At 35.9% G+C, this 12,069-nt stretch carries 14 protein-coding genes and 1 riboswitch; of the genes, 8 read left to right on the top strand and 6 right to left on the bottom strand.

Annotated elements, in window-relative coordinates:
* The first annotated feature begins 255 nt into the window (after positions 1 to 255).
* The 3 genes from repM to AC13CK_RS00280 all read left to right on the top strand — a co-directional run bounded on the left by repM (position 256) and on the right by AC13CK_RS00280 (position 2,439).
* Positions 256 to 1,206, top strand: coding sequence for a replication initiation protein RepM (repM, locus tag AC13CK_RS00270; protein WP_005225810.1), 951 nt, complete (start codon positions 256 to 258; stop codon positions 1,204 to 1,206).
* A 60-nt stretch (positions 1,207 to 1,266) separates the two neighbouring features.
* Positions 1,267 to 1,824, top strand: a complete 558-nt coding sequence (locus tag AC13CK_RS00275) for a plasmid replication DNA-binding protein (protein WP_240664393.1) — start codon at positions 1,267 to 1,269, stop codon at positions 1,822 to 1,824.
* A 387-nt stretch (positions 1,825 to 2,211) separates the two neighbouring features.
* Positions 2,212 to 2,439 (top strand): hypothetical protein, encoded by a 228-nt coding sequence (locus tag AC13CK_RS00280; protein ID WP_000555568.1) that lies wholly within the window; start codon positions 2,212 to 2,214, stop codon positions 2,437 to 2,439.
* Between the two features lie 206 nt (positions 2,440 to 2,645).
* Here AC13CK_RS00280 and AC13CK_RS00285 read toward each other — a convergent pair whose 3' ends face one another.
* Entirely contained in the window at positions 2,646 to 4,100 is a 1,455-nt protein-coding gene (locus tag AC13CK_RS00285; RefSeq protein WP_005225410.1) for a SulP family inorganic anion transporter, read from the bottom strand.
* 252 nt (positions 4,101 to 4,352) lie between these two features.
* The gene (locus AC13CK_RS00290) at positions 4,353 to 4,562 is read right to left on the bottom strand and encodes a hypothetical protein (protein ID WP_004282305.1); all 210 of its coding nucleotides are present in this window, start codon (positions 4,560 to 4,562) and stop codon (positions 4,353 to 4,355) included.
* 198 nt (positions 4,563 to 4,760) lie between these two features.
* Positions 4,761 to 4,828, top strand: a riboswitch (Fluoride riboswitch).
* Positions 4,829 to 4,944: 116 nt separating this feature from the next.
* Between AC13CK_RS00290 and crcB the strand changes: the two genes are divergently transcribed.
* A complete protein-coding gene (crcB, locus tag AC13CK_RS00295; RefSeq protein ID WP_005225409.1) occupies positions 4,945 to 5,325 on the top strand; it encodes a fluoride efflux transporter CrcB in 381 nt (126 codons plus the stop codon).
* A gap of 26 nt (positions 5,326 to 5,351) precedes the next feature.
* Complete coding sequence (ppa, locus tag AC13CK_RS00300; RefSeq protein ID WP_482830860.1) at positions 5,352 to 5,876, top strand: inorganic diphosphatase; 525 nt, start codon at positions 5,352 to 5,354, stop codon at positions 5,874 to 5,876.
* A 548-nt stretch (positions 5,877 to 6,424) separates the two neighbouring features.
* Here ppa and AC13CK_RS00305 read toward each other — a convergent pair.
* Complete coding sequence (locus AC13CK_RS00305; RefSeq protein WP_482830861.1) at positions 6,425 to 7,393, bottom strand: hypothetical protein; 969 nt, start codon at positions 7,391 to 7,393, stop codon at positions 6,425 to 6,427.
* A 213-nt stretch (positions 7,394 to 7,606) separates the two neighbouring features.
* Between AC13CK_RS00305 and AC13CK_RS00310 the strand changes: the two genes are divergently transcribed.
* Positions 7,607 to 8,269 (top strand): hypothetical protein, encoded by a 663-nt coding sequence (locus AC13CK_RS00310; protein ID WP_348909295.1) that lies wholly within the window; start codon positions 7,607 to 7,609, stop codon positions 8,267 to 8,269.
* A 50-nt stretch (positions 8,270 to 8,319) separates the two neighbouring features.
* Entirely contained in the window at positions 8,320 to 9,135 is an 816-nt protein-coding gene (locus tag AC13CK_RS00315) for a S1 family peptidase (protein ID WP_348909296.1), read from the top strand.
* A gap of 353 nt (positions 9,136 to 9,488) precedes the next feature.
* Here AC13CK_RS00315 and AC13CK_RS00320 read toward each other — a convergent pair whose 3' ends face one another.
* A complete protein-coding gene (locus tag AC13CK_RS00320) occupies positions 9,489 to 9,680 on the bottom strand; it encodes a YqaE/Pmp3 family membrane protein (RefSeq protein ID WP_004728112.1) in 192 nt (63 codons plus the stop codon).
* 29 nt (positions 9,681 to 9,709) lie between these two features.
* On the bottom strand, positions 9,710 to 9,991 hold the full coding sequence (locus AC13CK_RS00325; RefSeq protein WP_243475604.1) for a mobilization protein: 282 nt from the start codon (positions 9,989 to 9,991) through the stop codon (positions 9,710 to 9,712).
* A 208-nt stretch (positions 9,992 to 10,199) separates the two neighbouring features.
* Between AC13CK_RS00325 and mobQ the strand changes: the two genes are divergently transcribed.
* The gene (mobQ, locus tag AC13CK_RS00330; protein WP_243475559.1) at positions 10,200 to 11,636 is read left to right on the top strand and encodes a MobQ family relaxase; all 1,437 of its coding nucleotides are present in this window, start codon (positions 10,200 to 10,202) and stop codon (positions 11,634 to 11,636) included.
* Positions 11,637 to 11,765: 129 nt separating this feature from the next.
* Here mobQ and AC13CK_RS00335 read toward each other — a convergent pair whose 3' ends face one another.
* Entirely contained in the window at positions 11,766 to 11,945 is a 180-nt protein-coding gene (locus AC13CK_RS00335; RefSeq protein ID WP_005261369.1) for a hypothetical protein, read from the bottom strand.
* Positions 11,946 to 12,069: the final 124 nt, after the last annotated feature.

Here is a 12,069-nt window from a genome sequence, read left to right on the forward strand (position 1 = left end):
CCAAGGGCAATTTTCATGAATTTTCTTTTTTATTTTATATTTATAATATTTAATATTTGAAGCATTTTTTCTTTTTTGTTTTCAATATATTATGGTGGTATAAACATAGGTTTTATCCGTTTCAAACATAGGTTTTATCCGCATAAACATAGGTTTTTATTTTACTATTTAAATGAGTATTGTTATGATGATTCCCTAAGTGAAAAATTTATCTAGATTTTGGTAAATCCATATAATGTTTATAGGGAAATAAGAATGAGCCGTTCAGAAAATTTAGACATGTCGATTCTTGTCTCTAAAGCAAATGATTTAGTAAAAGCTCATTATAAAATGACTGTTGTTGAGCATAGATTGTTCAATATCGCTTTATCAAAAATTCGTTCTAATAAGATTACATTAGATAATAATGTACCAATTACCATTTCAGCTCATGAATATGCAGATCTGTTTTCAGACACCATAGATGGCGGTTATAAAGCCCTTAGAACGGCTGTAGATACTTTATTTGAACGCCAGTTCACATTAGAGCGAGAAATCTCAAATACTAAAAAACACGTTAGAACATATAGATTTATTCAAATGAAGGGATATCTTGAAGGTGAAGCTAGAATTGAAATTCAATTTGCTAATGACGTCTTACCATTTGTAAGTGAGCTAGCTAATAAATTTACTCAAATTGATCTTCAACATACGGTTGATTTAAGCAGCCAATATGCCAATCGCTTATATGAAATTCTTAAAGAAGTGCAGAACTATAAAGAGCAAAAAGTTTTTCTAGAGTTGGACGATCTTCGATCTAGGTTCGGTATCGAAAATAAATATAAAACTATGTCAAATCTAAAAGACAATGTCCTGGACTTAGCTGTCACTCAAATAAATAAGAGCAAAGCCTGCGATATATATAACCTTCAATATACTAATAAGAAGGCAGGGAAAAAAATTATAGGATTTGAGTTTACCTATAAAATTAGAAAGCAACCAAAGAAGTCAGATATAGCTATACAACCTATAGTTTTAAAAATGACTGATTCGCAACGTTATCTTTTTGCTAATAAACTCTCTGAGCTTACCGAGATGAATAAATATTCTCAAGGTACAGAAAGTTACTCTCAATTTGCTGTTCGCATTGCCGAAATGTTGCAGGATCCACTTAAAATTGAAGAATTACTGCCATATCTAAAGAAAGTAGGATTTAATACAAAATAAACTTCATGTTCAGATTGGATGTTCACATGAACATCCTTGTACACGCACTGAGGGATTACATTGAACACAACAAAATTCAGCGTCATGGATGCAAGTAAAGCCTTTAAAAAATCACGTACAACAATATATGAGGCTTTAAAAAATGGTGAATTATCAAGAGATCATGATGGTCTTATAGACTTATCTGAACTTATCAGAGTTTATGGCAATCCAGTCGGTGTTCAGTCCAGTACACGTACTGAACAAGTTCAGAAGGATGTACAAGTACACGTTCAATCTGAGGTTGAAAGTGTATTAAAAGATCAAATTTCTTTACTCAAAAATCAGTTAGATTTAGCAAATCAAAGAGAAAAGTCTTTGATGCAACATATTGAAGATCTTACTCATAGAATTGAGTTTAAAGGCACCTTAGAACAGCCAAAACAAGAAAATATTAATAAACTAAATGAATCTACTAATTCGAATATAGCAACAGATCCTCGGCCACAGACCGAGTCAAACTATGACGAATTGACTACTCCTCAGAAAGACAATAAACGTATCCCTGTTCCAGAACACGTTGAGCCTGAACCAAAAAAAAGGGGTTTCCTGAGCCGTTTTTTTCTTCCTTATGGTTAGCCAGGACTCCAATTTTTTGATGGGCCAATTTCAGTGCAAGCACATGAAATAATGACTCACCAAAAAACCGGATGAGGTTTATTAAGACTGAATAAAACCGTGGAACATTGTTCAATATTTAAGCGTGGAACATGAATAATCAATAAAAAGCCGTTCTGGTGCCCTATACTCCAAAACGGCTTACTTTAATATACTGATATTTAAAGAGAAATATCAAGCATTTCGTATAAGGTGTATTATGTTATTTTTAGAAAAACTTAACTTAAATAGATAAATCTAATATATTATCTTTCTCACAATTTCATAAATATCAATTATCTAATAAGCTTTAAATTCTCTTACTAAGTCTGTATGGTGTTTTATCAGAAAGATACTATAGAGGGTAATATGCATAGTTTTTCTGTAAAAGAATTGGATCAGTTGATTGAAAATGATCTAAAGGAAAAGAAAAAATCCAGTAAGTTATTGATTGGATATAAACTATTTCATGATCTAATGAATGACCCTAAATTTCATGCAGAAGTGACAGATTCAGCCCTGAGTGCCACAAAACGAAAATATAAGAACCTCAAGATCAAGATTACGACGGATAAATATCAACTTCATTTTGAATAAAACATAAAAAAGAGAGCTGGCAGCTCTCTTTTTTATGATAGAAGTGTACTAGTGAGTACACTTCTATCATCTCCATTTTACATAATGTTCATTATGAATAGGTTTTACAATTTCATTAATTATCATATAGATATATTTTTTTGACTTCGTATAAGGTGTATTGTGTTAATTTTAGAGATTCTACATAAACGTAAAATCTCCTGCGCTTAGATTCTGGCATGTGTTCCATACTTATCAATCATGATAGAGCTGGCTTCATTTAAGCCACGCACAGTGACATTCACACCATTCTTTTGAAATTTTTTTACAACAGAATCAAGCATGGCGACTGATGTTACATCCCAAATGTGAGAATGGGTCAAATCAATAATCACATCCTTTACATCCTCTTTAAAGTCAAAACCTTGCATGAATTTTTCAGAAGAACTAAAGAAGATCTGACCTCTCAACTCATATAAACGGGCCATTCCTTCAAAAGATGCTGTCACCTGGATATCATTTTCAAGTTTATTCGCCAGGAACAAGGCTGAAAGTAATACGCCTGTTAACACACCCAAAGCCAGGTTATGCGTAGCAACAACTACAATCACCGTCGCAATCATGACGAAATTACTGCTCTTAGGATTATCTTTTAACTGAGTGACAGAACTCCATTCAAAGGTACTGATAGAGACCATTATCATTACCGCTACCAATGCAGCCATTGGAATCACTTTGAGCCAGTCACTGATAAATACAACCAGAATAAGAAGAAAAATGCCCGCAGAGAATGTTGATAAGCGTGTAAGGCCACCTGATTTTACGTTAATCATAGATTGACCAATCATTGCACAACCGGCCATGCCACCCATAAAGCCAGAAGCAATATTCGCAATCCCTTGTCCCTTACATTCCTGATATTTATCACTTGGCGTATCAGTCATTTCATCCACGATAGTTGCTGTCATCATCGATTCAAGTAAACCTACAGCCGCCAGTGCGACTGAATAAGGCAAAATAATCATCAATGTTTCAATATTCAAAGGAATATCTGGAATCAAGAACATTGGAAGTGTGTCAGGTAAAGACCCCATATCGCCCACGGTCCGGACATCAATTCCTAAAGCGATTGCCAATAATGTGATTGCAATGATGCAGACTAGTGGAGAAGGGAGTAATTTTCCTAATTTGGGAACCAGAGGGAATAGATAAATAATTGCTAAACCTAAAGCAACAAAAGCATATACATGCCAGGTCACATTAATCAGTTCAGGCAATTGAGCCATGAAAATTAAGATCGCTAACGCATTTACGAATCCAATAACCACAGATTTAGATACAAACCGCATTAACTTGGCGAGCTTTAAATAGCCTGCCAATATTTGAATCACGCCTGTCAAAATTGTTGCTGCCAGCAGATATTCAAGCCCATGCTCTTTGACCAATGTGACCATAAGCAGCGCCATTGCGCCAGTGGCTGCTGAAATCATGGCAGGACGACCACCTACGAAAGAAATCACGACGGCAATACAGAAGGATGCGTATAGACCAACTTTAGGATCTACACCTGCAATAATTGAAAATGCGATGGCTTCAGGGATGAGTGCAAGACCGACGACTAATCCGGCAAGTACATCCCCACGGATGTTAGAGAACCACTGTTCTCGGACATTAGATAACATAAACATAGCCTGTTTTTTAATTTTTCAGATAGGCTAGTGATGTGATATATACAACACACAAGCGACTACACCACATCACTAGCTAGACAGTGATGAGTTATTTACAGATTTAAGAAGGTAAATAAACTTAAGGTGGCGTAGGTGTCATAAGATGAAGAAACTTTTTAGAGTAAAAAAATCAGGACAAGGGTAACAGCTAGGTACTTTTTTATAAAGCCTGGATGTATATCCAAGCTTTGTTTAATCTGTATTTTATGAAGCTTTTAGCTCCCCAAGTAATTGACCTATTTCCAAACGTGTGTAGCCGCGTTCTTTAAAGATCAAAACAATAGCCTGTTTATAATCTTCAGAAATAGCCGTTTTATATTTATTAATTAATTGCAGCTCAGCATTAAGCTGGAGATCATTTTTGATCGTCAATACTTCCGTAGAGACTTTATTAAAAATCTTGAAATTAAACATACAGGTGCTCTTTATCAATATTGTAGCGGCCCGACTACAACAAACACCTGCCTCAGCTTAGCTGGACACCCTTTCCAAAAAGATTATAGAAAAAATGAAAAGTTTCAAGTTTTACTAAACTAAAGATAAAAAAGTATCAAACTTACGTATTTTAATAATAGAAGGTTGTTGAATTAGCTAATCAATTTTTAAATAATAGTACTCAAAGGAGATGGCTATCCTCCTTACACAAACCGCCAATTCTGGCTGATGATACCTACGTTTCCCTCAAGCAGGGTACGTAGTCGCGTGCTCTGCTTTTACAAAATGGAGCTACGCTATGTTTTCCCGTCATAAAGTTCTTTATTTATATATCTTTTGCTGCTCATAACTAGGAGCAGACATGTATCTTTCTCTTTTATCAATTGCTCTCGGTTCTGTAATCGGTGCCTGGCTTCGTTGGGGCATAAGTCTAAGATTTAATAGCGTATTTGAAAATATTCCTTTCGGGACAGTGATTGTTAACTTAATCGGTGCTTTTATTATTGGATTAGCTGTATCATTTTTTTCAAATAGCTCAATAAGCCCTAATTATAAGTTATTCGTTGTGACAGGCTTCTGCGGTGCTTTAACGACCTTTTCAACATTTTCAGTTGAAATTGTTGCGTTGCTACAAGCTTCAAAGTTTGAATATGCTATCTCAACAATAGCCATCCATGTAATAGGTTCATTAATCTTTACAGTACTAGGAATACTTTCCTATCAATTTTTCACTAATCATTAATAATCTAAATATTAGAAGGTAAAACAATGAGTTTTAAAAATGTTAAAGCAGGTACTAATCCACCAGATGACTTTAATAGCATCATCGAAATCCCGGCAAATGCTAAACCCATCAAGTATGAAGTGAATAAAGAATATGATGCTTTATTGGTTGATCGCTTTCTAAGTACAGCAATGTCATATCCGTACAATTACGGTTATATTCCTCAAACATTAAGCGAGGATGGTGATCCCTTAGATGTATTTGTAATAGCTCCCCATGCGGTTGCTGTAGGATCAGTAATTCGCAGCAGACCTGTCGGAGTCATGTATATGGAAGATGAAGCCGGTATTGATGCAAAGATCATTGCTGTACCTCATTCTAAGCTCACACCTCTATATAACAATGTTGAAGATCTGAACGACCTCCCTCAGCTTCAATTAGATCAAATGAAACATTTCTTTGAACATTATAAAGACTTGGAAAAAGGTAAATGGATGAAATTTAATGGTTGGGGCAATGTAGAAGAAGCCAGACAGGAGATTCTAAAATCTATCCAAGCATACAAATAATTTAGATAAAAGGGACCCAAATCTGAGGTCCCTTTTTATGCTATTTAACATAATGGCGATTATACGAAATACACTTGTATATTAATATAAATATCAGATACTTATTCAAAGTAGAAAAATCCTAAAATGAGCAAAAATCCGATTTTGAAACAAGTCGGCTTTTTTATGAGCGGTTTTGATAGTTCTTGCCAATAAATTTGTTTAAAAAGTAGTCGATTTTGCGATTTTTTTAAATTTTATCAATGCTTGAATGCTTAAAATTATCCACATTTTTTGTGGATAAAATTTAGGCTATTTTGTACGCCTAGGCTTACGTAAATTCCGGTTCTTTACGGCTGTCCAGGATAGGTGAATTTTCCTATGATGAACTCATCGGGAACAGGAAGTTCCATACAAGAATAACAAGAGATAAGCACAAGGACTGTAAGGTACGACAGGAGTTATACCGAGCGAACCAATACGAAAAACCCCGGCAGGATGCCGGGGTTTTTTATTACTAAAATTTGATTCGCATAATTTATATTATATTAGTTTTAGAAAATCTTAACTTAATGCTTTGATTTAACTCTTAGTTCATCACAACTATATTGATCTAAATAGGAGCTATCTTTGTTTGCTAAATAAGATTCTGTTTTAGAAATATCTCTACCTTTACTTCGTAGAAAATACTTGGCGGCATCTTCTCTAATATGATAACTATTTGTTAAATAACATAGCAGTGATAAGTCTGAATTTTTAAACCGCTCTATGCTAGATTTTCTCATCAATAATTCATCTTGCAAACTTTCAAAATGGCTTAAATCTCTTACTAGATCATTGACTTGCTTATCAACCCGAGCTTTCGGCTTTTGCTTTATTTGATCATCTAGCTCACAAGCTTTTTTTAGTCCTATTATTAGTCTATGAACGTCTAGACTATAGCTCCCAGTATCTTTTGCATCAAATAAATTAAGCTCCTGTAAATATCCAATTCTCTCTGTTGCTTGGTATCTAGAGTTACCTTTCTCATCATATTTATATGTTTTGATTAAAACTGCTCTATCGGATGATTTATATCTATCATTCAATATTTTAAGGTTAAAGCCTAATATTTGAATATCTCGATAAAATGCTGTTATTTCACCAACTGTTTCTTTTAACTTATTAATTATATTTTCATATTTGTCTTTATTATTTATAAAATCATAAAGCCGACCTAGCTTTTCTTGTCTTTTACGTTCATTTTCGAAAGAGGCAATATTTCTGGAAATTGTACTATCTGCATTAAATTTAGTTCTGCCACACGTTCCTCCCATCAAACTGTAAGTACCATCCTTTAATAAGACCAAGTAACCCTTTTGATGGATCTGGCCACACTTACCTTTTTCATCTGTTAAACAACATTTTAGCTCTGTATCTGTTATTTGGTAATCAATCAAGATAGTTTCAAAATTTTCTAAAGTTATTTCTTTGTTTTCGACAAACATTTCTAATGAAATTAAATTTTCATAAGATTGTATAGTTGATTTTAAGTTCATACGCCTCCGTTATTATTTAAATTAATCTACTTATATGGAGGTTATTTACTGAAAAAAAAGGTAAAAAGATGTTTTTCTTATAGATTTCATCTTATTTTTAGCAATAAAAAACCCGCATAGGCGGGTTTTTTAATATATCGTATGTCTACGGGGGGAGGACAAGCCAACAAAGTCCCATAGCTAGTGCATTCAATATAAGGTTTATATGCATATATGTCAAATCAGAAAATAATAGATGCTGTAACCATTGTTATTTCATCTGCAAGAATTTCAACTTATGAAAATGCTACTGGTGGAAAGAAACCTGACAACTTAGAAGCCTTAAATTTATATGCATGGAATGCTGATGTTTCAGGTGCCTTACTTATCCCTTTGCATGTTTGCGAAGTTGCTATTAGAAATGCCGTCTCAACAGCAATCGAAAATGTTTATGGTGATAGATGGCCATGGTCTTCAGGTTTTGAACGAAGCTTACCGAATCCCACTCGAGGCTTTAGCCCCAAAAAAGACTTAATCAATGCACGTCTCAATCAGAGAACAACAGGAAAGGTAATTCCTGAACTTAAATTTGCATTTTGGCAAAGCATTTTCACCAGTAGACATGATCAGCGTTTCTGGAATCCATATCTCACTGATCTATTCCCCAATATGAATACATCGGTAAGTGTCCAAGATAGAAGAAAGATAATTTATGATGAATTAGAGCAAATTAGACGCTTGCGTAACCGCATTGCACATCACGAACCAATTTTTACACGCAATTTGTCTGATGATTACCAAAAAATATTATCTTTAGTTAGCTATCGTTGTACTACGACTGCCACATGGCTTGATGAACATCAAAGAGCTACGGAAATTATTGCGAAAAAACCATAATTATTCAGTTTGTATATGAAAATAGGGTATGGCTAAAAAAAGAGAAAAGTATGTTTAAAGATTTATATAAAAAAATCCAAAGTTGTTGTGGATATGTGACGGTTTTTGAAGGTGATGAAATTATAAGTGAAGGTACCTGTTTCAGCTTTACTAATACAGGTGAGGTTATAACGGCTGCACATGTGGTAACTGGTAGGATGCCTATAAAAGAAGAAGATTATACGCATCCACAGCAAAAAATTTTTATAAAATTTCCCGAACTTCCCTTAGTTGAATATGCAGTATGTTTTTGCTCATTTGGGATTAACGTTCCATCTTTTAAGGAAATAATACAACTTGATATAGCTGTATTACGACCAAAAAAAGAACAAACCTTCAAATTTCCATTTCTACCAGCAAGTATTAACTCCGTAGATTTAGGTCAGAGAGTGTTTGTTGCAGGCTACTCAGATGAGCTTAATATCCCATTTTCTGTTGAAAAAATTATCGATCCAGCATCATTTGGTGCAGATAAGTTTCTCAAAGCAATTAGAGAGGAAGGATACTTAGCAGATATGACAGGTCCAATAATTAAACAAGGTTATGTTGGGAATATTCGTCGTATTTTTGCTGATGATAACTCCCAAAATATCAAAATAGAAACAGACGTTTTTTATATAGACAATGGTATACATAGTGGTGCAAGTGGAGGGCCCATTGTCAATGAAGAAGGCGTTGCTTTAGGAGTGTTAACACAACGTGCAATAACTCCAGCCCATCAATCAAATAATTCTGAATTAAAAGTTCCTTCAGGTTCATCAATAGGAATTTCATTGCAAATTCTAAAAACTGTTAGTGAGCTTATGCAAAAAAATAATGCAACCTAGAATAAATACTAAAAATGCCTGAATTACAGGCATTTTTAGTATTTATTTAACATAAAATTTCTTATGCGAAGTCAAAAAAAGTAGCCCCATACCCTTATTGGATAGGAGCTTTGTGGCAAAAAATAGAGTGAATTCGATAAAAAATGAAATCCTCTAATTCTTGTTTTAATTATTTTTTTAACTAAGAATTAGAGGATTAATTTCTTTACCTCTGGAGTTTTATAATTATTGTTATAAGATTTATTAAATCACTTATTGCTCAAATAATCTTCACAATCTGATCATTCGCTCATGGATAAGTGTGATGGAAATCACAAAATCAATCAGATCTAAAAATCACACAATTACACTATTTATGATGAGCGAATTGTTCTTTTAATTTTCTGATCAGTCTTGTATTGCGACAAAGCATAGACCGCCCAGATGGCAGCCGGGATCCAACCTAAAACTGTAATCTGAAGTAGCAAACAAATGATGCCTGCAAATGGTCGCCCTATGGTGAAAAACAGCAGCCAGGGAAAAATTAAAGCAATTAGCAATCTCATTTCAAATTCCTATGTATCTTTTCAAAAAATTAATAATTAAATGCGGGCAGATCAAACAGCTTACGATCTCTTTCATCCATTAAATATTTATCCATCTGAGCAATCAGTTTTGCTCTGGCCTGTTCATCATCTTCGGTGATTTTTAGCATGCAGGATCCAATTAAAATCTTGCGTCTGGTATCATCCTTTCGAGCCTGTTCTTTCTCTTTGGCACGTTCTCTTGCCAGTGCTGCCTGTCTTTGAGCCTTTAACTGCTTTAGCTTTTCTTCCTGTGCCTTGATTTTACTATCTAGTGTTTCAGTAACGCTCATAATCCAATACCATCATCCTGGGAAACCATCCCTAACATAAGCGCACTTGAATATGCATTCAAGGTGCTATATGTATAGTAATGTTTTCCTCGAAGAGCGCACTTATGCAAACTTCGTTTGCAAGTCCGATTGGGGACTCCCCAATACCCCGACAACCGTATACACGGTTGTATTTCACTATGTGAAAATTTAAAAGCGAAAAACAGGCATGGCGATTTACCACTTTTCAGTCAAAACCGTAGCACGATCAGCAGGGCGTTCCGCTACTGCTGCGATTGCCTATCGGGCAGGTGAAAAGATCTATTGTGAACGTGAGGGCCGAGAACATGATTACAGCCGAAAAACAGGTGTGGAATATAAAGAAATTTATTTACCCGAAGGCGCACCAGAACATTTAAAAAACCGGGAAAGACTCTGGAACGAAGTTGAACAACGGGAAACCCGAAAAAACTCGACAGTTGCCCGAGAATTTGAAATCGCTTTTCCAAGTGAATTAAATCAGGAACAACGCCTGGCCATGCTCGAAGAGCTATGCGCCAGTATCGTGGACAGACATCAGGTGGCCGTCGATGCCTGTATCCATGCACCGCATACCGGATCCGGCAGCGATGAACGCAATTATCACGCCCATATCCTGATGAGCACACGCAAGCTCACTCCCGAAGGTTTTACCGAGAAAACCCGGGAACTGGATCAGAAACACAGTGGAGAAATCGAACACTGGCGCGAACACTTTGCCGATATCTGCAATATGCACCTGGATCTGGCCGGATACACCGCCCGAGTCGACCACCGCAGCTACAAAGACCAGGAGAATGGCCTGGAAGCGACCCTGCACGAAGGACCGAAAGTCACCGAACTACGCCGAAAAGGGATTGAGACCGAAATCAGCCGCAGCAATGATGAAATCAAACAGAGAAATCAGGCTCAGCTGCAATACGGCAAAAATATGGATCTGCTGATTGCTGAAAATGAGATCAAACTCAGCACACTGAAAACAGAACAGCAGATCCAAATCAAAAATAGCGCTAAAACGCCACCAATTGACGAAAAAGCCCTGTTTGAGGAAAAACAGAGGGAAACCCTTGGCAAAGTGCTAAAACGCGAAATCAGCGCAAAAGACGCGAATCTAGACCTGGATTTCATGCAGCGTAATCTCAAACAAGCCGAAATAACCCTGACCAAGCACCACAAACATCAAAATGAGTTCAATCAGCAGCTTGCCCAGGAGATCGTGAAAAGCGGACTCAAGCAAAGTCATGACAAATTGCAAAGCCTGGTCGATCAACACAACGAATTAACTCAGAACAAACCCTTACTGTTTGGAAAAAAAGCCTGGGAAGCCCAACGTGATGCGATTTACCAGGAGCACAAAAAGCTGAAAGGTCAGCATGAACACCAGAAAAAACATGGTGTGAAGGATTTATTGGAAAATGAAAAGTTTAAAGAACATGCCTGGAAGCAGTACCAACAACAACATCCAGCCAAAGCCAAGCAATACCAGACTCTATACCCATCCTATCAAGTCATTAAAAAATGTGTGGATGAGATCAAAGCAGAACAACAGATGAAACTCAGACAGGAACAACAGCTCAAAGCACAGCAACATGCGCCTAAAATGAAATCTAGTGGCATGAGTCGCTAAACAGAGCGAGTGTCTACGAGCGAACTGAAAAAATTTGCCCATCCCTTTCCCTGATTACAAGCTCCCTATCCATTAATCACCTACCCTACAGAGCATCCCGCATGGGTGCGAACTTTCCAAGTTTGATTCTTAAATCGAGCGTAGCGAGAAAAAAAGCTCATGAGCGAAGCGAATTCCGAGCTGCTTTTGATCTTGCTTTTGCTTTTTCTCAAATTCACGAAAATATGAACCAAAAATTGCCCCGACGAATCGAGCGAAAGCGAGATTCAATAGAGTTTGAGCGAAGCGAAAACCAAGGGCAATTTTCATGAATTTTCTTTTTTATTTTATATTTATAATATTTAATATTTGAAGCATTTTTTCTTTTTTGTTTTCAATATATTATGGTGGTATAAACATAGGTTTTATCCGTTTCAAACATAGGTTTTATCCG

The organism is Acinetobacter sp. L-24, from assembly GCF_056857555.1.

Excerpts from the sequence above, each read along its gene's own strand:
- repM (WP_005225810.1), top strand. The coding sequence starts at position 256 with ATGAGCCGTTCAGAAAATTTAGACATGTCGATTCTTGTCTCTAAAGCA.
- AC13CK_RS00280 (WP_000555568.1), top strand. The coding sequence starts at position 2,212 with ATGCATAGTTTTTCTGTAAAAGAATTGGATCAGTTGATTGAAAATGAT.
- AC13CK_RS00285 (WP_005225410.1), bottom strand. The coding sequence starts at position 4,100 with ATGTTATCTAATGTCCGAGAACAGTGGTTCTCTAACATCCGTGGGGAT.
- AC13CK_RS00290 (WP_004282305.1), bottom strand. The coding sequence starts at position 4,562 with ATGTTTAATTTCAAGATTTTTAATAAAGTCTCTACGGAAGTATTGACG.
- crcB (WP_005225409.1), top strand. The coding sequence starts at position 4,945 with ATGTATCTTTCTCTTTTATCAATTGCTCTCGGTTCTGTAATCGGTGCC.
- ppa (WP_482830860.1), top strand. The coding sequence starts at position 5,352 with ATGAGTTTTAAAAATGTTAAAGCAGGTACTAATCCACCAGATGACTTT.
- AC13CK_RS00305 (WP_482830861.1), bottom strand. The coding sequence starts at position 7,393 with ATGAACTTAAAATCAACTATACAATCTTATGAAAATTTAATTTCATTA.
- AC13CK_RS00310 (WP_348909295.1), top strand. The coding sequence starts at position 7,607 with ATGTCAAATCAGAAAATAATAGATGCTGTAACCATTGTTATTTCATCT.
- AC13CK_RS00315 (WP_348909296.1), top strand. The coding sequence starts at position 8,320 with ATGTTTAAAGATTTATATAAAAAAATCCAAAGTTGTTGTGGATATGTG.
- AC13CK_RS00320 (WP_004728112.1), bottom strand. The coding sequence starts at position 9,680 with ATGAGATTGCTAATTGCTTTAATTTTTCCCTGGCTGCTGTTTTTCACC.
- AC13CK_RS00325 (WP_243475604.1), bottom strand. The coding sequence starts at position 9,991 with ATGAGCGTTACTGAAACACTAGATAGTAAAATCAAGGCACAGGAAGAA.
- mobQ (WP_243475559.1), top strand. The coding sequence starts at position 10,200 with ATGGCGATTTACCACTTTTCAGTCAAAACCGTAGCACGATCAGCAGGG.
- AC13CK_RS00335 (WP_005261369.1), bottom strand. The coding sequence starts at position 11,945 with ATGAAAATTGCCCTTGGTTTTCGCTTCGCTCAAACTCTATTGAATCTC.